Source organism: Planomonospora parontospora (assembly GCA_014647935.1).
GTDB lineage: Bacteria > Actinomycetota > Actinomycetes > Streptosporangiales > Streptosporangiaceae > Planomonospora > Planomonospora parontospora.
In genome coordinates, this window is sequence record BMQD01000018.1 from 95,716 (window position 1) to 115,365 (window position 19,650).

Genomic DNA, 19,650 nt, shown 5'->3' on the forward strand with positions numbered 1-19,650 from the left:
GGATGTTCACGGCGTCCGCGCCGGCCGGCGGCGCCCCGGCGGTCGGGACCATCCCGGCGCGGCGGCCGGGTCAGCGCCTGCGGGCGAGGGTGACGCCGTCGCGCACGGGCAGCATCACCGAGTCGACGCGGTCGTCCGCGACGACGGTCTCGTTCATCCGGCGCATGGCCACGTCGGCCTCGTCCTCGCAGGCCGGGTCGAGCACGCGGCCCGCCCGCAGCACGTTGTCCAGGACGATCAGCCCGCCCGGACGGAGCCGGGGGACCAGCTCCTCGTAGTAGAGGGGATAGCCGACCTTGTCGGCGTCGACGAACGCGAAGTCGATGTACGGCTCGGCGGGCAGCGCGCGGAGCGTCTCGATCGCGGGGGCGATCCGCAGGTCGATCCGGTCGGTGAGGCCGGCCCGCTCCCAGTAGCGCCGGGCGATCGAGGTCCACTCGTCGCTGACGTCACACGCGAGCAGGCGGCCGTCCGCGGGCAGGCCCCGGGCGATGCAGACCGACGAGTAGCCGGTGAACACCCCCACCTCGACGGCCTGCCGCGCGCCCGTGAGCCGGACCAGCATGGTGAGGAGCTCGCCCTCGTCGTGGGAGATCTGCATGCCCGCGGAGGACGGGAACGCCTCCCGGGTCTCGGCCGCCAATTCGCGGAGCAGGTCGTCGGCGGGGGTGCAGTGGGAGAGCAGGTAGTCGCTCACCCCGGGGTCGATGATGTCCATGTCCTGTCCGCTCCTCGGTGTCGTGCGCCGTACGGGGGCACCGCCCGGTCGGCGGCAGCCGCCCGGATGATGATCGTCGATCGATGGGTCCCGGCAAGCGTTCCCTTTCACCGAGGGCTTTGGCAAGCGGGTACGCGCCGCACGGAAGCCGGTACGGGGTGAGGGACGGAACATCCCGATCCGGGGCGGGAGACGGAACATCCCGGTCCGCTGTGAGGCACGGCACTCCGGTCGGGTCTCATGCTCCCGGCTCCGGTGCCGATCTTTTGACCTGCGCGACCCCCCGAACCACCGGAGAAGCAGCCGACACCGCGGCCGGGGTCCTCCTCTGACCGATCGGGAGATCTCCCCATGCCATCCACGACGGAACAGCGGGCCGTACCCGCCGAGAGCCCGTCCTCCGGGCGCCGCTCCCTGAGAGGCCGGCTCGCCGACCTCAGCGTCCGGAAGAAGATCCTGACCAGCCTGCTCCTGGTGGCCGGGGTCAGCCTGGCCACCTCCACGGTCGCCCTGACGGGCATGGCCGCGATGAGCGACAGGGTGGACCACCTCTACAGCAACAACGTCGTGCCGCTCACGGGGCTGTCGCTGGTCCACCACTCGGAGGTCAAGTCGCGGCTGGACGTCCTGCGGATCGCCATGGCGCCGGACGACGCCGCGACGCGGGACTACCAGGAGTCCCTGCGCGAGAGCGACGAGCAGATCGCCCAGGGCCTGGAGAAGTTCAAGGAGTACGTCCCGGAGGGCGGCGAGGAGCCTCTCGCCGTCTTCGAGGACAACTGGGCGCGCTGGATCGAGGTCCGCGACGGGCAGGTCCTTCCGCTGGCCCTCAAGCACGACGTGCACGCCGTCGACCGGATGATGGAGTCCACCGGCCAGCCGCTCATCTCCGCGGCGGTCGAGGGGCTGGAGGAGCTGGAGCGGATCGAGGCGGAGGCCGCCAAGGCGGACCACGCCGCGACCCTCGACGCCTACGAGAGCAGCCGGACCCTGCTGATCGTCTTCCTGGTGGCCGGCTCGCTGGCCGCGTTCGGCCTGGCGCTGCTCGTGGCGGGGTCGATCGTGCGGCCGCTGGCCCGGGTGTCGGCCGTGCTGTCGGCGCTCGGCCGGGGCGACCTGACGGCGAAGGCCGAGGTCCACAGCCGTGACGAGGTCGGGCGGATGGCCGCCGCCCTGGGCGAGGCCATGAGCGGCGTCCGCGCCTCGGTCGAGGCGATGACGCGCAGCGCGGACGAGCTGGCCGCCACGGCGGACGAGCTGTCGGACGTCAGCGGCCGGATCGCGGCGAGCGCGGAGCAGACCAGCGCGCAGGCCAGCGCCGTCTCCGCCACCGCCGAGCGGGTCTCCCAGAACGTGCAGAGCGTCGCCGGGGGCACCGAGCAGATGGGCGCCGGGATCCGGGAGATCGCGAGCAGCGCCGCGGAGGCGGCCCGGGTCGCGACGACCGCGGCGCGGGAGGCGGACGAGGCCAACGCGACCATCGAGCGGCTCGGCGAGGCGAGCAACGAGATCGGCAACGTGGTCAAGATGATCACGGCCATCGCCGAGCAGACCAACCTGCTGGCGCTCAACGCCACGATCGAGGCGGCGCGCGCGGGCGAGTCCGGCAAGGGCTTCGCGGTGGTCGCCGGGGAGGTCAAGGACCTGGCCCAGCAGACCGGTCAGGCCACCGACGACATCGGCACCCGGGTGCAGGCCATCCAGACGGGCACCTCGGTCGCGGTCGGCGCGATCAGCGCGGTGGGTTCGGTCATCGAGCAGGTGAACGACTACCAGGCCAGCATCGCCGACGCGGTCGAGGAGCAGTCGGCCACCACGACGGAGATCAGTCGCAACATCGCCGAGGCGGCCGGCGGCAGCACCGAGATCGCGCTGAGCATCGCCGACATCGCCGCGGCCGCCCAGGCCACCAGCGACGGCATCGGCCAGGCCCAGCGGGCCGCCACCGACCTGTCCCGGATGTCGGGCGAACTGCGCGAGCTGGTGGCCCGCTTCCGGCTGCGCTGACCCGCGCCCCCGGGGCGCCGGCGTCCCGGGGATCGCCCTGATGTCGGCGCCCCGGGCCGTCCTGATGCCGGCGTACCGGGCGTGCGGGCATCCGGAGAGGGTTCCGGCATCCGCGGGCGGGGCCGGAGCCGGAACGGCTAGCGCGCGGCCTCCCGGAAGCACTCCGCGAGCCGGCGCAGCCCCGGCTCGATCCGCTCCGGCGGGATCGCCCCGTACCCGATGACGAGGCCCGGCCGGCCGGGAGGCTCCGCGTGATAGCCGGACAGCGGCTCCACCGCGATCCCCGCCTCCCGGGCGCGCGACACGACGCGGTCCGGGTCGGCCGCCGCGCCGGGGAGGAACCGGGCGCACAGGTGCAGGCCCGCGGCGGAGTCGACCGGCCGGAGCAGGCCGGAGAAGTCGCGCCGGAGCGAGGTGACGATCAGCTCGCGGCGGACGGCGTACTCCCTGGTGGCCCGCCGTACGTGCCGGGCCAGGAGGCCTTCCTCCATGAACCGGGCCAGCGCCGCCTGGGTGAGGAGGTCGCCGTGCCAGTCGGTGAGCCGCTTGGCGGCGTGCAGCGCGGCTCTGAGCGAGGCGGGGGCCACCAGGAAACCGAGCCGCAGGGCGGGCAGCAGCGTCTTGGAGAAGGAACCGACGTAGACGACACGGCCGGCGCGGTCCAGGCTCTGCAGGGGCTCCAGGGGGCGCGCCCCGAAGCGGAACTCGCTGTCGTAGTCGTCCTCGACCACCACGGCGTCCCTCCGCTCCGCCCACGCCAGCAGCGCCGTACGGCGGGCGGGCGACATCGGCACGCCCAGCGGGAACTGGTGGGACGGCGTGACGTAGACCAGGCGGGCGGCGTCGGGGATCGCGGCCACGTCGATCCCCTCGTCGTCGACGGGCACGCCGGTGACGCGCGCGCCCAGGGACCGGAACAGCAGCCGGGCCGGAGGGTAGCCCGGCTCCTCGACCGCCACGAGGTCGCCCGGCCCGACCATGACGCGGCCCACGAGGTCGAGCGCCTGCTGGGCGCCCTGGGTGACGATCACGTCGTCGGCCCCGGCCCGGACCGAGCGGGCGACCCCGGCGTGGCGGGCGATCGCCTCCCTCAGACCCGCGTGCCCCGCGGGGTCGCCGTACCCGGCGGAGGCGATCGTCTTACGGCGGAGCTCCCGCGTGACGATCCTGCGCCAGGCCTCCAGCGGGAACAGCGACGGGTCCGGCGCTCCCACGCCGAAGTCGAAGGCGGGCGCTCCGGGCGCCCACGGGGGCGCGTCCGCGGCGGGGACCGACGCCCACGGGGCGCGCGGGCGCACGCCGTTCTCGGGAGCGCTCCGCGAGAGCCCGCGGTCCCGGCGCGCACCGCCCTCGGAGGCGCTCCGCGGGAACGTGCGGCCCGGGGGGCCGTCGCACACGAAGGTGCCGGCCCCCGCCCGGCCGGCGAGGAACCCCTCGGCGGAGAGGCGTTCGTAGGCGAGGGCGACCGTGTTGCGCGAGACGCCCAGCCGACCGGCCAGCTCGCGGGTGGACGGCAGGCGCTCGCCCGCCCGCAGGCGGCCGTCGAGGACGGCGTCGCGGATCTGCCGGTAGATCCGCGCGGTGAGGTCGCCGCGTCCGCCCAGGCTCACGTGGAAGTCCACCTTGGCCCAATCATCCGGTGACGAATCGGAACTTATGACCGGCCGATTCTCCTCCCAGAATGGCCTGCGCGGAGAACGCGGACCGAGGAGGAAGACGTGACGACCGTTGACATGTGGTTCGACCCGAGATGCCCGTGGGCGTGGATCGCCTCGCGCCGGCTGCTGGAGGTGGAGCAGGTGCGCGACGGCCGGAGCCGGTCGGGTGCGGGGAAGCGGAAACGCTTCCCTCCGCCGGTGTTTCGAACTAGAGTTCTCATGTGAACCAGGTGCTTCTCGTGATCGACGCCCAGCGCAACATGCTCCGGCCTCCCGCGCCGGTGCCCGACGCGGAGGCGGTCGCGGACGCGATCGCCGTGCTGCTGGAGCGCGCCCGCGCCGCCGGTGCCCCCGTGGTCTTCGTGCGCAACAACGGCTCCGAGGGCGATCCCGACCTCCCGGGGACGCCGGGCTGGGAGCTGGTCCACGAGGTGCTGCCCGGAGAGCAGGTGATCGACAAGCGCGTCCCGGACGCGTTCGACGGGACCGACCTCGCCTGGGTGCTCCCGCCGGTGGCCTCGGTCGTGGTGGCCGGGATGCAGAGCGAGTGGTGCGTCCGGGAGACCTCCCTGGCGGCGCTGGCGCGCGGGCACGCCGTCACGCTCGTCCGCGGGGCCCATGCGACCTACGACGGCGACGAGCCCGCCGCGGCCGTCTCCCGGAGGGTGGAGGAGGAGCTGACCGCGGCGGGAGCCAAGGTGGCTACGCCGTACGAGCTGTTCTGAGTCCTTCGGGGCCCTTGCCGTCCCGCTCCCGCCGCCGCGGACGCAGGAGCAGCGCGTTGGCGGCCACCGCGACGCAGACCAGGCCGAGCAGGAAGCCCCAGCTCACATCGCTCAGGTGGTGCATGCCGCGATACATCCGGGAGTAGGCGATCCCGAGCGGGACGCCCAGGCCGACCAGCCACCACAGCACGTTCAAGATCTTGTGGCGGTGGGTGTGCAGGGTGAGCACCAGTGCGACGCCGCAGTAGAAGGCGACCGCAGCGCTGGTGTGCCCCGAGGGGAAGCTCGAGGTGGGCGGCGCCGGGTCCAGATGCTGGACCGCGGGCCGCTTGCGCTCTGCCAGGACGGTGGAGAGCAGGAAGATCAGTGACTGCGACCAGACGGCCGTCACCAGGAAGAGCGACTCGTTCCAGCGCTTGAAGACCAACCGGAACACGATCAGGAGCACCGCGGTGGCGCCGACGATCACCGGGGTGTCCGACAGGCCGGAGAGCACGTCGGTGACGTCGCTCCAGAAGGTCGTCCGCTCCCGGGCCAGCTCCTCGTTGACCCCGCGGTCGTTCGCGCCGATGGTCGTCGGCTCCAGCACCTTGGTGATCAGCAGCCCGACGCCGATCGTCAGAACGGCCATGACGGACAACGGGAGCAGGATGAGCCGCAGGGCGCCCCGGAGATCGATCGGCAGTTTCGACATGAGGCGCGAGCTACCCCAAAAACGGCCACAGGAACACCCAAGGGGAGGCGTTCACGCCGTGCGGCCGGGGCTCCCCCCGCCGTCCTCCTCCATCTCCGGTTCCACGCCCTCCTCGTACGGCACCGCGGGCCTGCGGCCCTCGTCGCGCCGCCAGGCCTCGTACCCCGCGGCCGTCGCCGCCACGGTCGCGATCCCCAGGGTGACGCCCGCCACCACGTCGCTGACCCAGTGCACGCCGAGCGCCACCCGGCTGTAGGCGACGAACGCGGTGATGATCGCGGCGCAGCCCCAGGCGGCCAGATGGGCGGCCCGGCTCCGGAGGAAGGGGAGCAGGAGGAGCACGGCCATGCTCGCCCCCGTCGCCGCGGCCATCGCGTGGCCGGAGGGGAAGGACGCGCCGGGCGCCCAGGAGATCGGGTCGGGCATCACCGGCCGGGCCCGGTCCACGAGCTCCTTGACCGCCAGGTTCAGCAGGCCGCTGACGGTGATCGTGACGATCGTCCAGACGGCCAGGCGCCGCCGTCCCCGGTGCCAGAGCCAGATCGCGGCCAGCACCATCAGGACGCGCCACGTCACCGGGCCGAAGACCTCGGTCGCCACGTTGAGGAAGTCCCCGTAGCCGGGCTGGGAGAGCGTGTGTTCGTGTGCCCGCTCGGCCATCCGCTGGTCGAAGTCGTTCAGCGGTGAGAACGACGAGACCACCAGCGCCAGCAGCAGCACGAACGGCGCCGAGAACAGCGCCACGGCCGCCACCGCGAAGGTGAGCCGCATGCCCAGACGGCGATCCGAGTCCTGGCGTTCGAGGAAACCGACCATCGTCAATGGCTACCCGGTCAGACGCGTCCATGCGCGGAACGGGAACGCAATCCCGGTCGGGGCGGCGTGTCGCGCCTTCCGGCGGGTGGCTCAGGCGGCGGCGTGCCGGGCCTCGCGGCGGGCGGTCCAGCGCAGCACGTCGCAGTGGCGCCGCTCGGCCTCGGCGAGGGCGGGCTCTCCGGCGTAGGCGTCGAGCACGCGCCGCAGGTACGGCAGCTGCTCCGCCACGTCGGCCCACGCCTGCCCGGGGTCGCCCGCGCCGAGTTCGATCAGCGCGTCCAGGTGCACGGCGTAGGCCGCCCACCACTGGCGGCTCAGTTCGGCCAGGAACCCGTCGAGCCCGCCGAACTCGCGCTCGATCTCGGCCTCCCACCACGGCGGGACGGTGGTGTGCCCGGTCTCCGCCAGGTCGCGCAGCACGACGTGTGCCAGGGTGCGGCGGCGGCGGACGGCGGTGGGACGTGAAGGAATGCTCATGCGCACAGCCTGCCGATCTTCGCTTGACGAATGCTTGACGTCGCGTTGACGTCGATCGCCGGACTTCCCGGGGCCGTTCCCGCAGGCGGCCGCGGGGCCGCGGATCCTCGCTCATGAATCCTCCGTTTCTGGGCAGCCGGGGTCCCGAGTCAGGTGACGGGACGTCGTGGCGAAAGGCATTGCGCACATGTCATATCTGGACCCGGAAGCGTTGGTCGTGAGTCTGCGGCGGATCCGGACGGAGGCCCCCGAGACGGGGATCGTCCAGCAGCTCGAGCGGGCCGTCGAGGTCGTGGACGCGCTGCTCGGTTACTCGGGCGCGGGCCTGATGTTCGCCGAGGAGGGCAAGGAACTGCGCTACCTGGTCGCCACCGACGACCCCGGGCGCAGCCTGGAGGGAGCCCAGCTCCACCTCGGCCAGGGCCCGTGCGTGTCCGCCTACGAGCAGGACGCGGCGGTCACCTGCGCCGACGTGCGCGCGGACCCGCGCTGGCCGGAGCTGGCCGCACGGCTCCACCCCGGTGTGCGGGCGGTCGCCGGCGTGCCCGTACGGCTCGGCGGCCGGCCGGTGGGCACGCTGAACGTCTACCAGTCCACCCCCTACGCGTGGACCGAGACCGACGTCCAGACCCTGCACGCCTACGCCGACGTGATCGAGCAACTGCTCATCGCCGCGACGGCGGCCGAGGAGAAGACCGTCCTGGCCGGACAGCTCCAGCACGCCCTCGACTACCGGATCCTCATCGAGCGCGCGATCGGCTACCTGATGGGCAAGCACGACCTCACCGCCGCCCAGGCGTTCACCGGGCTGCGCAAGCGGGCCAGGGACAGCCGTCGCAAGGTCGCCGACCTGGCGGCCGAGGTGCTCGGCGAGGGGGCGGTCGGCGCGGGCGGCATCCGGCCGGGGGACTAACCTGACCGGTGATGTATCGATTCCTTTTCACCCAGCTGCTCAGCCGTATCGACCCGGAGGATGCGCACCATCTGACGGTCGGCGCGCTCCGTCTCCTCTCCACGGCGCCGGTGGTGAAGAAGGCGGTCCACCGCCGCCTCGCCCCGCGCGACCCGGCGCTCCGGGTGCAGGCGTTCGGCGTGCACTTCCCCGGACCCTTCGGCCTGGCGGCCGGTTTCGACAAGGACGCCGGGTGCGTGGAGGCCATGTCCGCGCTCGGCTTCGGCCACGTCGAGGTGGGCACGATCACCGCGCACGCCCAACCGGGCAACGCCAGGCCCCGGCTGTTCCGGCTGCCCCGGGAGCGGGCGGTCATCAACCGGATGGGCTTCAACAACGCGGGCGCGGGCGCCGCGGCCAGGGCGCTGGGCCGGACGCGCGGCGTCCCGGCGGTCGTCGGGGTCAACATCGGCAAGACCAAGGTCGTGCCCGAGGCGGAGGCCGCGGCCGACTACGTGGCGAGCGCGAAGGAGCTGGCCCCGCTCGCCGACTACCTGGTCGTCAACGTCAGCTCGCCCAACACCCCCGGCCTGCGGAACCTCCAGGCCGTCGAGCTGCTGCGCCCGCTGCTGTCGGCGGTCAAGGAGGTCGCGGACGGCACCCCGAAGCGCACCCCGTTGCTCGTCAAGATCGCTCCCGACCTGGCCGACGAGGACGTGGACGCGGTCGCCGACCTGACCCTGGAGCTGGGGCTCGACGGCATCATCGCGACCAACACCACGATCGGGCGCGAGGGCGTCTCCAGCACCGAGGCCGGCGGCCTGTCCGGCCGCCCGCTGAAGGCCCGGTCGCTGGCGGTGCTGCGCAGGCTGCGCGCGCGCGTCGGAGACCGGCTCACGCTCGTCTCGGTCGGCGGCGTCGAGGACGTCGACGACGTCTGGGAGCGCCTGCTCGCCGGGGCGACCCTGGTCCAGGGCTACACCGGCCTGATCTACCACGGGCCGCTGTGGGCGTACCGCATCCACCGGGGGCTCGCCCGCCGCATGCGCCGGCACGGCGTCTCCGATCTGCGTGAGATCGTCGGCCGCACCGCGGGCTGATTAGTACCCTGGGGGGGTACTATCGAGATCACTGAGATCATCGAGATCGGAGGCATCATGAGCGTCGCCACCTACACCGTCACCGGCATGACCTGCGGGCACTGCGTGAGCTCGGTCAAGGAGGAGGTCGGCGAGGTCCCCGGCGTCACCGCGGTCGAGGTCGACCTGGAGTCCGGCCGGGTGGACGTCACCGCCGACCCCCTCGACGACGGGGCCGTCCGCGCCGCGATCAAGGAGGCCGGCTACGAGGTGGCCGGCTGACGGTCGCCCGACCCGTCTCCGGGCCCGGTGCCCGTACGGCCCGCGTCCGGCCCGGCGTCCGCACCGCCGGCGCCGGGAGCGCGCCGCCCGCCCTCCCCGCCCGCCCGTGGCACCGGGCGGGCGGAGAAGGCGATCAGAAGCTCGTGCTGGGGCGGGTGGAGTCGGCGCTGCGGGTCAGCTCCTCCACGTGCTTCATGGCGTCCTCGACCCTGACGACGCCCGGCCGGTGGCGGCGCCACCCGGTCCCGCCGCGCTGCCAGGGGTGCGGACCGGAGAGCGGCCTGTACTCCACGCCCAGCGCGTCCAGCCGCCCGAGGTGCCGCTCCAGCCGGGCGTCGAACGAGGGGTCGGCCGATCCCGACCAGGCGACCTCCGCCAGCGCGCACCCCCGGGGCCACGCCCGGTAGTCGACGGCCCGCCCGTCGGGCAGGCGCTCGCTCCACAGCTGGAACTGCGCCCCCAGCACCCGCCCGGCCTCCTCGGGCTCCCACGACTCCGGCGCCGGGGCGAACCCCGCCACGTCCGCCACCGTGATCGCGTCCCCGATGGCGACGGGCTCGTCCTCCGACGACGCCTCCGCGTAGTCGAAGTAGAGCGGGAAGATCGGCGTCTGCACCACGTCGTGCCCGGCCGCGGCGGCGCTGCGGGCCACCCCCGGACCGCGCCAGGGCATCACGACCGTGTCCGGCCGGAGCGCGCCGCTGACGAACGCCTCGTCCCAGACCACCGCCCGGCTGCCCCGCTCCGCCAGCACGTCCGCGAGCCGCCGCAGGAACCACGCGTGCAGCTCACCCGGGCCGGAGAGCCCCAGCTCCGCCTGGAACGCGGTGATCTCCGCCGACGCCGCCCAGTCGTCGAGCACGCACTCGTCCCCGCCGATGTGCACGTACGGCGTCTCGCCCAGCGCGCCGAGCAGCTCGTCGAGGACGGCGGTCAGGAAGTCGATCGTGGGCGGCAGCGGGGAGAGGATGGCGGGGGAGATGCCCCACCGCTCCAGCACCCCGAACGGCTCCGGCGTCCGCCCGTCCGCGGCGCGCGCGTCGAGCTCGGGATGGGCGGCGAGGATCGCCGAGGCGTGTCCCGGCACGTCGATCTCCGGGACGACCGTCACGGCCCGGTCCCGCGCGTAGGCGGCGATCTCGGCCAGGTCCTCCAGCGTGTAGTACCCGCCGTGCGGGACGTCGTCGAAGGTCTCCTCCTCGCGGTAGTAGCTGGTCACCGTCCGCGGCCGGTGCGAGGCCACCTCGTGCAGCCGGGGGTACGCCCGGCTCTCGACCCGCCAGCCCTGGTCGTCCACCAGGTGCAGGTGGAGCCGGTTCAGCTTGTGCGCCGCCATGAGGTCGATCATCCGCAGCACCTCCCGCTTCGGCAGGAAGTGCCGGGCCACGTCCAGGTGCGCGCCGCGCCAGGAGAACCTCGGCGCGTCCGCGATCCGCACCGCCGGGACGCTCCCGCCGGCCCGGCCGGTGCGGAAGGCCGTGTCGGGCAGGAGCTGGCGCAGGGTCTGCGCGGCGTAGAACGCCCCCGCCTCCCCGGCCGCCGCGATCCGCACGCCCCGGGACGACACCTCCAGCCGGTAGGCCTCGGGCCCCAGCGCGGCGTCCCGCTCGACCGCGACCGCCGCGTCGGGCACCGCGCCCGTCTCCCCGGCCGCCGTCCCCGTCGTGCCGGGCGCCGTACCCGTCTCCCCGGCCGCCGGGCCATCCGCCTCCGGTGGCGCTCCCCGTCCCGCCGGCCCCGTGCCGTCCCCGGTGGAGCGCAGGTCCAGGGCCGGAAGCGCCCGCCGTACGGCGTCCACCAGGTCGGCGGGACCGCAGATCGGGTCACCGGGGGACAGGTCGAAGGAGCCGGGGCCGTACTCGGCGGACACGGGACGGGGAAGCAGGTCGGTCATGGCCCCGATCATGCCGAACCCGCGAGGAAATAGGAAGGAAACTTTCCGGATGTTCTGCAGGGCGGACCGGGCCCGGGGAACCCGAGGGCGGACCGCGCAGGAGAGCCCCGAGAGCGGACCGCGCCCGGGAGACGACCCCGGCGTGGGCCGGGGTCCGGGCAGGACGGGCGTACGGGGGACCGGCGCCCGCACGAGCGGGTCCCACGGTCCGGGCCCGGCCGGTGCGGCGCGAATCGGCGCCTACGTGAGGTAGTCCTGCAGCCCGTTGGCGAGGGAGAGTGCGATCCTCGCCCGGAACTGCGCGTTCCTGAACTTCCGCGCCTCATCGGCGTTGCGCATGTTGCCGCACTCGATGAAGACCTTGGGCACCTTGGAGAGGTTCAGTCCGCCGAGGTCGTTGCGGAAGCTCAGCGCGTTGCGCCCGATGTAGGTGGAGTACGGCAGGCCGGTGCCGTTCCTGAAGGCGTTGCGCACGGCGCGGCCGAGCTTCTCGGAGTCGTCCACGACCGGGTCCACCGGACCGTTGATCTTCTTCGGGATGATCACGTGGAAGCCGCGGTCGGTGGCGCGGGCCCCGTCGGCGTGCACCGAGATGGCCGCGTCCGCCCGGGCCCGGTTGCCGACGGCCGCCCGCTCGGTGATGCACGGGCCGACGCCCGTGTTGTTCGGGCGGGTCAGCTTCACCGTGGCGCCCCTGGACTCCAGGAGCGCCTTCAGCCGCCGGGACACGTCCCAGGTGAAGGCCGCCTCGGCGTAGCCGTCGTTGGTCGCGGTCCCGGTGGTGTCGCAGGCCTTCTTGTGGGTCAGGACGTCGACCTGCCGGTTGATCGCCGACGGGTCGCGGTAGTTGTGCCCGTTGTGGCCGGGGTCGATGACCACGACCTTGCCGCGCAGCGGCTTGACCGCGGCGCTCCCGCCCGGTGCGGGGACCGTCGAGTCGGAGGTCGCGGTGGTCTCGCCGGAGGGGGGCGCGGTGCGCTCCTCGGCGGGAGTGGCCGGCGCGTCGGAGTCCGGCGAGCCGGCGGGCGCGGAGGCGCCGGGGTCCGCCGGGCTCGTGGCGGGTCCGGGGCTCGCCGGGCCCGCCGCGCCGTCGTCCTGGGCGCCGCCGCAGGCGGCGACGCCCAGACCGCACAGGACGAGGGCCGCCGCGAGTGCTCTGCTGGTCACGTTCTTCCCTTCGCGCGGAACCGTCGGCACCCCAACCTACGCGGCCCGGCACCGTGATCGGTGCCCGTCGGTGCCGTCGGACGGTCACGGACCTGACGGCCGCGGCCGTCGGGCACGGTCATCGGCCGGCCGTCGGAGCGGTTCCGGGCGCGATCACCGGACGGTCGCCGACCCGGTCGACGAGCGCGATCCCCGGCCGCGATCCCCGGCCGGGATCACCAGGCGTGCTCGCCGGTCTCCTGCCGTTGCAGGAGTGCGGCGAGTTCCTGCGCCTCCTCGGCGTCGACGCCCAGCACCACGCGCGGCCGCCCCCAGGGATGGTCGATCGAATGGGCGACGTAGCTGGCCACGGAACCCGTCGTGGCGGCGGCCTCGGCCTCGGCGCCGCGACCCCGGGCGCTCCGCCACTGTGCCCACGCCCGCTCCAGCTCGGAGGCGGCGCGCTGGGCGCATGACACCAGTTCTGGATCACGCATAGTTACCCCCTTGTCACGCCAGAGTCAACACGAGGGACTCGTGGCGGCTCCGAGGGTTTGCCCAGCCTTGGTGCCCGCCTGGAGACGGGGTGACCCTCCCGGACCCCCTCCAGGCGGGCGCCTACGCCCCGGCGGGGCCCGTGCTGCGCCGTACGACGAGTTCGGGGGTGACCTGCCGCAGGCGGGACGCCTTCCGCGGGTCGCCGATGCGGTCGCTGAGCAGCGCCGCGGCCGAGCGGCCCATGGCCCGGCGGGGCTGGTCGACGGTGGTGAGGGAGATCGTGGGCACGCCCGCCAGGTGGGTGTTGTCGTATCCGACGACGGACAGGTCCTCGGGGACCCGCAGTCCGAGTTCGGCCGCGGCGGCGAGCACACCCATGGCCACCATGTCGTTGGCGGCGAAGACCGCGGTGGGCCGGGGGTCGCGGGTCAGCAGGCTCCGCGCCGCCCGGGCGCCGCCCTCCTCGGTGGGGTCGCCCTGCTCGACCATGATGTACGGCGCCAGCGCGTGCCGGCGCATCGCCACCAGGTAGCCCTCGCACCGGAACCGGCCGGAGGAGGACCGGGTCCCCTCGATGTGGGCGATCCGGCGGTGGCCCAGCTCCACGAGGTGGTCGATGGCCAGGCGCGCGCCCAGCCGGTCGTCGTCCACGACGACGTCCACACCGCCGAGGTCGATGTCGCGCTCACCCACCACGACCATGGGCGTGTAGCCGGTGGCCTCGATGAGCGTCTCGCTGGTCGGCGGGATGCCGAGCAGGACGAGCCCGTCCACCCGCAGTTCCAGGAAGGCCTCGACGGCCTCGTCCTCGAAGGCCGGGTCCCACTGGCTGTTGCCGATGAGCAGCCGCAGCCCGTCGCCGTGCAGGCTCTCCTGCAGGCCGTCCAGGAACTCGGCGTAGAAGGGGTTGTGCAGGTCGGCGACGAGGGCCCCGACCAGGTGGGTGCGGCCCTCGACCAGGCTCCGCGCGACCGCGTTGGGACGGTAGCCGAGGTCCCGGGCGGCCTGCAGCACGGCCTGCCTGCGGTGCTCGCTGACGTGCGGTGATCCGCGCAGCACGAGCGAGACCAGCGATTTGGAGACACCGGCTCGTTCGGCGACGTTGCGGATGGTGGGACGTGGTCGCGGCCCGCCGCCGTCCGGGAGGACGGCTGCGGCGAACTCGCGGGTTCGGGTGACGGCGGTGTTGACCGGCGGTCCTGACATGGCTCTCCCCCGGAATGGTGGGTGGGCACCTGCGGAGGGTGTCCTGACGCCCTCTCACTCAAAACGATCGAGTTCCGGATGGGGTACGGCTTTCGCGGGACGGAACTCGGATCTTGACCCGGCCGCCGTCCGCTCCCACTCCGATAGTGTGCGCACTGTGGGTTCGAGATCCGGGGCCGCGAGGCAGGAGAAGTCCGGCGACGCGCGACCGGCGCGGCGCAGGCTCAGCGTGGACCGGCGCCGCGAGGAGCTCATGGCCGCGGCGCTGGAGCTGTTCAGCAGGCACGACGCCGAGGACGTCTCCATCGACGACGTGGCCTCCGCGGCCGGGGCGTCGCGCGCCCTGGTCTACCACTACTTCGGTGGCAAGCAGGAGCTCTACGTCGCCGCGCTGAAGAGCGCCGCCGCGCAGCTGGAGGCGCGGCTGCGCCCCCACGGGAACGGCCGTCCGATGGACGAGCTGGCCCTGGGGCTGGAGCGTTACTTCGACTTCGTCGAGGAGCACGCGGCGGGTTTCGCCGCCCTCCTCAAGGGCGGCCCGGCCAACCGCAGCGGCGAGATCGGCGAGATCGTCGACAGTGTCCGGCACCGCCTGCTCCGCCTCATCATGCGGCAGATGAGGGTCGAGGAGCCGGGCCCGGCCCTCCGCATCACGCTGCGTTCGTGGATCGCCTCGGTCGAGACGGCGGGCCTCGACTGGCTGGAGCACCGGGACGTCGAGCGGCCCACGCTGGAGCGCATGCTGGTCGACCACATGGTGGCGCTGCTCGGGGTCGCCGCCAACCACGACCCGCAGGTCGCGGAGCTCCTCGATGAACTGGTCCGGGACCAGCTGCTCTGACGAGAGCCGGAAGGCCGGAGAGAGCGGGGGCGAAGCACCGCCGACCGCGGAGGGGCGTCCGACGGGGCGTCACCGGGGGAGCGGGCCGCCGGTGGACGGATCGCGCGAGGTCCCGGCACGTCCCCGCTGACGGAGCGTCACCGGTTACGGACAGTCACCGGCCGGGGAGGCGGCGCCGGGCGGGCGGCGCCGCTCTCCACAGAGCCTGTGCGGTCCACGCGCCCACACTCCCGGTGAGCGCGCGATGTTGTCCCCCCGGATCCGAGTACGGCCCCCGCCCTACTCGGAGCGCTGCTGCGGAATCCCCGCGAGCAGCGCGCGAACCTCGGTCTCCCGGTAGCGGCGGTGCCCACCCAGTGTGCGGATGGACGTCAACTTGCCCGCCTTCGCCCACCGTGTGACGGTCTTGGGGTCGACGCGGAACATGGTTGCGACCTCCGCCGGGGTGAGCAGCGGCTCGGCCTCAGGTGTACGAGCTGACATTTGTGCGGCCTCTCCTCCGTGTGGACCGACGACAGCGATCCTGCGACTTGACGCTTGTCACGGATGTCCCCCTATGGTCCCTTGCGTGCGGCAGTTCGGACCATATGCGGCATCACCCGATGTGACCATACAGCCACACAGAGCGATTGGCGAGTCTTTGGGGCGACTCATCTCTCTTGTGTATGCGGTGTTGTCACGCTCGGTGATTCTAGCGACACGTTTCGTGGTATCGCAGTGAAAACGGCAAATTACTCAGTTCGCAGATGCGTCCCCGGACGTTGACAGCCTCACTTATGCAGGTCAGAGGGGTGATATGCGACTCAGTTTGCTGATTCGAGAAGTTGTATTGACCTCCAGCGGGCGATCACCCTCTGGTACATGGCGAAGGCCAGCTCTTCCTGTCCGGTGTCCAGACCCGTCAGCGCGGCGGCGAGCTCGGCCACCGACTGGTCGGCCCGGAGCTTCTCGTCGTCCATCAGGTGGACGATGCCGCCGTAGTCCAGCTCCACCAGCGAGTGCGGGTGGAACTCCTCCAGCCAGCGGGCCACGTCCTCGACCTCCTCGGTGATGCCGACGTCGCCCACCTGGCGGCGGAGGATCTGCAGCGCGCGGGCGACGCGGCGGCGGGCGTGCGCCATGGAGGTGACGTAGATCAGGTTGCGGGTGGTGGTCGTCCCCCCGGTTCCCGCCTCGCCGTCGAGGGCCAGCCAGCGCTCGCCCCCGTCGAAGGGCAGGAACCAGGACGTCGGGATGTGCCAGGTCGAGGTGCGGATGTGGGTGCGCAGCGCGGCCGTCCCGCCGCGGCGCTTGAACCGGTCGAAGTCGTCGGCGGTCTGCTCGGCGATCGACAGCGGCACGAACCGCTCCGCCACCGCGACGGGGGTCGTCCCCCGGAAGCGCGAGAAGGCCAGCCACGAGCGCAGCCTGCTCTGCCACGGACAGACGTACAGCACGTCGTCCACGCGCCTCAGATAGGCGTTGGGGCTCTCGTGGACCGGGGCCGGGGCCGGTGGGACCCCCAGGAGACGGGCGACCGCCTCACCGTGCTCGGCGTGGAGCGCGCTCGCCCGGCGGGGCCGGTCGGGCGTCTCGGCGTAGGCCTGCCATGAGGCGCGCTCGGTGGGGCTGAACGCGGTCAGAGGTTCATAGACGCGGAGGTACGCGGCATAGGGCAGCACGCTCGCATCGTGCCATGAAGAGCCCGCCCTTGTCCGGTACCGGACCGTGCCGGACCCCCTGTCCGCCCGCTTCCGGCCCGGCGCGGGCCCGGCACGCCGTCCCGGCAGGTGAGAGGGGAGGGTTCCCGGTCGTCACGCTCGGCGGGTTGTGGTTACGCTGAGTCTGATCTCCGCCGCGACGGAGCGGCGGACCGGACGACGGGAGTCACCACCGTGACGGACGTCTTCGGGCTCTCCCACAAGGACAGCAGCCCGGTGAGCACCCCGATGAGCGGCCAGGCCGGACACGAGCAGGTGGTCTTCTGCTCCGACGAGCGCAGCGGCCTCCGCGCGATCATCGCGATCCACAACACCGCCCTGGGCCCGGCCCTCGGCGGGACCCGGTTCTACCCCTACGGGAGCGAGCAGGCCGCGCTGGCGGACGTGCTCAACCTCTCGCGGGCGATGGCCTACAAGAACGCCCTGGCGGGTCTCGACCTCGGCGGCGGCAAGGCCGTCATCATCGGCGACCCGGAGACGGACAAGAACGAGGCGATGCTCCGGGCCTACGGCCGGTTCGTCCAGTCCCTGGGCGGGCGCTACCTCACCGCGTGCGACGTCGGCACCTACAGCGAGGACATGGACCTCATCGCGCGCGAGACCTCCTACGTCACCGGCCGCACCCTCGCCCAGGGCGGCGCCGGCGACTCGTCCATCCTCACCGCCTTCGGCGTCTTCCAGGGCATGCGGGCCGCCTCCGAGCACGTCTTCGGCACCTCGTCGCTGCGCGGCAGGCGGGTCGGGGTCGAGGGCGTCGGCAAGGTGGGCCACCGGCTGGTCGACCACCTCGTCGAGGACGGCGCGGAGGTGGTGGTCTGCGACGTGAGCGAGCGGGCGGTCGAGCTCGTCCGGCGCAGGCACCCACAGGTGGAGGTCGTCGCCGACCAGGCCGCCCTGACCGCGGCCGACATCGACGTCTACGCGCCGTGCGCCCTCGGCGGGGCGCTGGACGACGGTACGGTCGCCCGGCTGCGGGCCTCGATCGTCTGCGGCGGCGCCAACAACCAGCTCGCCCACCCCGGGGTGGAGAAGCAGCTCGCCGACCGCGGCATCCTCTACGCGCCCGACTACGTCGTCAACTCCGGCGGGGTCATCCAGGTCGCCGACGAGATCCAGGGGTTCGACATGGACCGGGCGAGGGCAAAGGCCGAGAAGATCTACGCTACGACTCTCAAGATTTTCACCACGGCGGCGGAGGACGGCGTCCCGCCGGCTGTCGCAGCAGATAGGCTAGCCGAGCGCAGAATGTCGGAAGTCGGGCGGATTAGGGGCATTTGGCTAGGTCGCTAGCCCCTCATGCCCCCGCGGCGTACCGAGGCGGGCGCAAAACAGGTACGGTTGTAGTCGAACGAGAACTGACGCCTCAGTCAGGTGGCGTCAGTGCGTGGTGCGTTAGCGACGAGGGGTCGGGCACGACCCCACACGAGGGGGTCGAGCCAATGGGGCGCGGCCGAGCAAAGGCCAAGCAGGTCAAGGTTGCTCGCCAGCTGAAGTACAACAGCGGTGGCACTGATCTTGAGCGTCTTCGCAACGAGCTCGGAGTCAGAGACGACTCCGTCCACAAGGACGACGCTGACGACTCCTACGATGATCTCGCGGATCGGTATGCCGATTACGCCGATGACTTCGACCCCGGAGACGACCGGGACAACGGGACGTCCGGCCGCCGCTAGGCGGTCCGCACACTGAGCGGGTGGGAACGCCCGGCGGTCACCGCCGGGCGTTCTTTCCGCATCCGCCCTCGTTCCCACGTCCTCACCAGGCGCTCCGGCACCCGGAGCGCCTCAGGGCACGCCCGGAACGGCCGGCATCCACAGCGCCTCAGGGCGTGCCTGGGGACGGCCGGCGTCCGCAGTGCCTCCGGGCCCGCCCGCAGCCGGGACCGGAGCCCGGAACCGCTTCCGAGGAGGCCCTGCTTCCGGCCCGGCCCGGTGCGTCCCGGTGGTGCGTCCCGGTCCCACCGGACCGGGACGCACCGGGAACGGCTAGCGGTAGCGGGCCCGGCCGGTGCCGGGGACGATCTCGCCGAGGACCCACGCGGGGAGGTCCCGCTCCCTCAGCAGCGCCAGGGCCGGGTCGACCGCCTCGGCGGGGACGACCGCCGCCATGCCCACGCCCAGGTTGAAGGTGCGGTCCATGTCGGCCTGCGCGACCTTGCCGTGTCCCGCGAGCACGTCGAAGACCGCGGGCGGGGTCCACGACGACCGGTCCAGCAGGGCGTCCAGCTCCGGCGGGAGCGAACGGGACAGGTTGCCCTCCAGACCGCCGCCGGTGATGTGGGCGTAGGCGTGCACCTCGACCGAGCGGGCGAGCGCCAGGCAGTCCAGGGAGTAGATCCGGGTCGGCTCCAGCAGCTCCTCGCCCAGCGTCCGGCCGAACTCCGGGACCTCCTGCTCCAGCGAGAGCCCGGCGAGCCTGATGATGTGCCGGACCAGCGAGTAGCCGTTGGAGTGCACGCCGGACGAGGCCAGCGCCAGCACCACGTCGCCCTCGCGGACCCGGTCCCGGCCCAGCATCTCGTCGGCCTCCACCACACCGGTGGCCGCACCCGCCAGGTCGTACTCGTCGGCGCCCATGGCCCCCGGGTGCTCGGCGGTCTCGCCGCCGACCAGCGCGGCGCCCGCCAGGCGGCAGCCCTCGGCGACCCCGCCCACGATCTCGGCGATCCGCTCCGGGACGACCTTGCCGCAGGCGATGTAGTCGGTCATGAAGAGCGGCTCGGCGCCGCAGACCACCAGGTCGTCGACGACCATGCCGACCAGGTCGATGCCGATCGTGTCGTGCCTGCCCAGCTGCTGGGCCAGCATGACCTTGGTCCCGACCCCGTCGGTCGAGGTCGTCAGCAGCGGGCGGCGGTAACCCAGCAGGGCCGAGGCGTCGAAGAGGCCGGCGAACCCGCTGGCGTCGTCGACGACCTCGGGCCGGCGCGACCGCGCGACCTTCGCCTTCATCAGCTCGACCGCGCGCTCGCCCGCGTCGATGTCCACCCCGGCCGCGGCGTAACTGGTCACGCGTCC

Annotated in this window: 21 protein-coding genes; 9 read left to right on the forward strand and 12 right to left on the reverse strand. The window is 73.0% G+C overall.

Annotation, left to right across the window (positions count from 1 at the left end; genetic code table 11):
* Positions 1-70 precede the first annotated feature (70 nt).
* Positions 71-718: an O-methyltransferase gene (locus tag IEZ07_RS25715; protein ID WP_191897092.1), complete on the reverse strand. Its 648-nt coding sequence runs from the start codon at positions 716-718 to the stop codon at positions 71-73.
* A 351-nt stretch (positions 719-1,069) separates the two neighbouring features.
* Between IEZ07_RS25715 and IEZ07_RS25720 the strand changes: the two genes are divergently transcribed.
* The gene (locus IEZ07_RS25720; protein WP_191897093.1) at positions 1,070-2,725 is read left to right on the forward strand and encodes a methyl-accepting chemotaxis protein; all 1,656 of its coding nucleotides are present in this window, start codon (positions 1,070-1,072) and stop codon (positions 2,723-2,725) included.
* A gap of 137 nt (positions 2,726-2,862) precedes the next feature.
* Here the strand turns inward: IEZ07_RS25720 and pdxR are convergent, their stop codons facing one another.
* Positions 2,863-4,335: a MocR-like pyridoxine biosynthesis transcription factor PdxR gene (gene pdxR / locus IEZ07_RS25725; protein WP_301549352.1), complete on the reverse strand. Its 1,473-nt coding sequence runs from the start codon at positions 4,333-4,335 to the stop codon at positions 2,863-2,865.
* A gap of 108 nt (positions 4,336-4,443) precedes the next feature.
* Here pdxR and IEZ07_RS36380 point away from each other — a divergent pair, with 108 nt between their 5' ends.
* The gene (locus tag IEZ07_RS36380; RefSeq protein ID WP_373868884.1) at positions 4,444-4,608 is read left to right on the forward strand and encodes a hypothetical protein; all 165 of its coding nucleotides are present in this window, start codon (positions 4,444-4,446) and stop codon (positions 4,606-4,608) included.
* A complete protein-coding gene (locus tag IEZ07_RS25735) occupies positions 4,605-5,108 on the forward strand; it encodes an isochorismatase family protein (RefSeq protein WP_191897095.1) in 504 nt (167 codons plus the stop codon). Before IEZ07_RS36380 ends, IEZ07_RS25735 begins: the two co-directional genes overlap by 4 nt.
* Here IEZ07_RS25735 and IEZ07_RS25740 read toward each other — a convergent pair.
* From IEZ07_RS25740 to IEZ07_RS25750, 3 genes are all read right to left on the reverse strand, one after another.
* Positions 5,086-5,802 carry a phosphatase PAP2 family protein gene (locus IEZ07_RS25740; RefSeq protein WP_191897096.1) on the reverse strand — a complete coding sequence of 239 codons (717 nt, stop codon included), beginning with the start codon at positions 5,800-5,802 and terminating at the stop codon, positions 5,086-5,088. The genes IEZ07_RS25735 and IEZ07_RS25740 overlap by 23 nt on opposite strands.
* 51 nt (positions 5,803-5,853) lie before the next feature.
* The gene (locus IEZ07_RS25745; protein ID WP_239320460.1) at positions 5,854-6,618 is read right to left on the reverse strand and encodes a phosphatase PAP2 family protein; all 765 of its coding nucleotides are present in this window, start codon (positions 6,616-6,618) and stop codon (positions 5,854-5,856) included.
* A gap of 90 nt (positions 6,619-6,708) precedes the next feature.
* A complete protein-coding gene (locus IEZ07_RS25750) occupies positions 6,709-7,095 on the reverse strand; it encodes a hypothetical protein (RefSeq protein WP_191897097.1) in 387 nt (128 codons plus the stop codon).
* Between the two features lie 217 nt (positions 7,096-7,312).
* Between IEZ07_RS25750 and IEZ07_RS25755 the strand changes: the two genes are divergently transcribed.
* The 3 genes from IEZ07_RS25755 to IEZ07_RS25765 are packed head-to-tail and all read left to right on the forward strand — an operon-like array spanning position 7,313 to position 9,348.
* Positions 7,313-8,008 (forward strand): GAF and ANTAR domain-containing protein, encoded by a 696-nt coding sequence (locus IEZ07_RS25755; RefSeq protein ID WP_191897098.1) that lies wholly within the window; start codon positions 7,313-7,315, stop codon positions 8,006-8,008.
* An 11-nt stretch (positions 8,009-8,019) separates the two neighbouring features.
* Positions 8,020-9,087, forward strand: a complete 1,068-nt coding sequence (locus IEZ07_RS25760) for a quinone-dependent dihydroorotate dehydrogenase (protein WP_191897099.1) — start codon at positions 8,020-8,022, stop codon at positions 9,085-9,087.
* 57 nt (positions 9,088-9,144) lie between these two features.
* Positions 9,145-9,348, forward strand: a complete 204-nt coding sequence (locus IEZ07_RS25765) for a heavy-metal-associated domain-containing protein (protein ID WP_191897100.1) — start codon at positions 9,145-9,147, stop codon at positions 9,346-9,348.
* Positions 9,349-9,481: 133 nt separating this feature from the next.
* Here IEZ07_RS25765 and IEZ07_RS25770 read toward each other — a convergent pair whose 3' ends face one another.
* The 4 genes from IEZ07_RS25770 to IEZ07_RS25785 all read right to left on the reverse strand — a co-directional run bounded on the left by IEZ07_RS25770 (position 9,482) and on the right by IEZ07_RS25785 (position 14,092).
* Positions 9,482-11,242, reverse strand: coding sequence for a beta-N-acetylhexosaminidase (locus IEZ07_RS25770; RefSeq protein ID WP_191897101.1), 1,761 nt, complete (start codon positions 11,240-11,242; stop codon positions 9,482-9,484).
* A 240-nt stretch (positions 11,243-11,482) separates the two neighbouring features.
* Positions 11,483-12,409 carry an N-acetylmuramoyl-L-alanine amidase gene (locus tag IEZ07_RS25775; RefSeq protein ID WP_191897102.1) on the reverse strand — a complete coding sequence of 309 codons (927 nt, stop codon included), beginning with the start codon at positions 12,407-12,409 and terminating at the stop codon, positions 11,483-11,485.
* A 215-nt stretch (positions 12,410-12,624) separates the two neighbouring features.
* Complete coding sequence (locus IEZ07_RS25780; RefSeq protein WP_191897103.1) at positions 12,625-12,885, reverse strand: hypothetical protein; 261 nt, start codon at positions 12,883-12,885, stop codon at positions 12,625-12,627.
* A gap of 121 nt (positions 12,886-13,006) precedes the next feature.
* Positions 13,007-14,092: a LacI family DNA-binding transcriptional regulator gene (locus IEZ07_RS25785; protein ID WP_204054546.1), complete on the reverse strand. Its 1,086-nt coding sequence runs from the start codon at positions 14,090-14,092 to the stop codon at positions 13,007-13,009.
* A gap of 157 nt (positions 14,093-14,249) precedes the next feature.
* Between IEZ07_RS25785 and IEZ07_RS25790 the strand changes: the two genes are divergently transcribed.
* Positions 14,250-14,933, forward strand: a complete 684-nt coding sequence (locus tag IEZ07_RS25790; RefSeq protein WP_239320457.1) for a TetR/AcrR family transcriptional regulator — start codon at positions 14,250-14,252, stop codon at positions 14,931-14,933.
* A 279-nt stretch (positions 14,934-15,212) separates the two neighbouring features.
* On the opposite strand, the gene bldC is transcribed toward IEZ07_RS25790, so the two are convergent.
* Entirely contained in the window at positions 15,213-15,416 is a 204-nt protein-coding gene (bldC, locus tag IEZ07_RS25795; RefSeq protein ID WP_013133571.1) for a developmental transcriptional regulator BldC, read from the reverse strand.
* A gap of 320 nt (positions 15,417-15,736) precedes the next feature.
* Positions 15,737-16,594 carry a DUF8083 family protein gene (locus tag IEZ07_RS25800; protein ID WP_068902803.1) on the reverse strand — a complete coding sequence of 286 codons (858 nt, stop codon included), beginning with the start codon at positions 16,592-16,594 and terminating at the stop codon, positions 15,737-15,739.
* Positions 16,595-16,807: 213 nt separating this feature from the next.
* Here IEZ07_RS25800 and IEZ07_RS25805 point away from each other — a divergent pair, with 213 nt between their 5' ends.
* Positions 16,808-17,923, forward strand: a complete 1,116-nt coding sequence (locus tag IEZ07_RS25805) for a Glu/Leu/Phe/Val family dehydrogenase (RefSeq protein WP_275413855.1) — start codon at positions 16,808-16,810, stop codon at positions 17,921-17,923.
* Between the two features lie 149 nt (positions 17,924-18,072).
* The gene (locus IEZ07_RS25810; RefSeq protein ID WP_068902805.1) at positions 18,073-18,306 is read left to right on the forward strand and encodes a DUF3073 domain-containing protein; all 234 of its coding nucleotides are present in this window, start codon (positions 18,073-18,075) and stop codon (positions 18,304-18,306) included.
* 312 nt (positions 18,307-18,618) lie between these two features.
* Here the strand turns inward: IEZ07_RS25810 and purM are convergent, their stop codons facing one another.
* The gene (purM, locus tag IEZ07_RS25815; protein ID WP_191897104.1) at positions 18,619-19,644 is read right to left on the reverse strand and encodes a phosphoribosylformylglycinamidine cyclo-ligase; all 1,026 of its coding nucleotides are present in this window, start codon (positions 19,642-19,644) and stop codon (positions 18,619-18,621) included.
* Positions 19,645-19,650: the final 6 nt, after the last annotated feature.

Bases quoted from the DNA above. Each gene is read 5' to 3' on its own strand.
- IEZ07_RS25715 (WP_191897092.1), bottom strand. From the start codon at position 718: ATGGACATCATCGACCCCGGGGTGAGCGACTACCTGCTCTCCCACTGC.
- IEZ07_RS25720 (WP_191897093.1), top strand. From the start codon at position 1,070: ATGCCATCCACGACGGAACAGCGGGCCGTACCCGCCGAGAGCCCGTCC.
- IEZ07_RS25740 (WP_191897096.1), bottom strand. From the start codon at position 5,802: ATGTCGAAACTGCCGATCGATCTCCGGGGCGCCCTGCGGCTCATCCTG.
- IEZ07_RS25745 (WP_239320460.1), bottom strand. From the start codon at position 6,618: ATGGTCGGTTTCCTCGAACGCCAGGACTCGGATCGCCGTCTGGGCATG.
- IEZ07_RS25750 (WP_191897097.1), bottom strand. From the start codon at position 7,095: ATGAGCATTCCTTCACGTCCCACCGCCGTCCGCCGCCGCCGCACCCTG.
- IEZ07_RS25760 (WP_191897099.1), top strand. From the start codon at position 8,020: ATGTATCGATTCCTTTTCACCCAGCTGCTCAGCCGTATCGACCCGGAG.
- IEZ07_RS25765 (WP_191897100.1), top strand. From the start codon at position 9,145: ATGAGCGTCGCCACCTACACCGTCACCGGCATGACCTGCGGGCACTGC.
- IEZ07_RS25770 (WP_191897101.1), bottom strand. From the start codon at position 11,242: ATGACCGACCTGCTTCCCCGTCCCGTGTCCGCCGAGTACGGCCCCGGC.
- IEZ07_RS25780 (WP_191897103.1), bottom strand. From the start codon at position 12,885: ATGCGTGATCCAGAACTGGTGTCATGCGCCCAGCGCGCCGCCTCCGAG.
- IEZ07_RS25785 (WP_204054546.1), bottom strand. From the start codon at position 14,092: ATGTCAGGACCGCCGGTCAACACCGCCGTCACCCGAACCCGCGAGTTC.
- bldC (WP_013133571.1), bottom strand. From the start codon at position 15,416: ATGTCAGCTCGTACACCTGAGGCCGAGCCGCTGCTCACCCCGGCGGAG.
- IEZ07_RS25810 (WP_068902805.1), top strand. From the start codon at position 18,073: ATGGGGCGCGGCCGAGCAAAGGCCAAGCAGGTCAAGGTTGCTCGCCAG.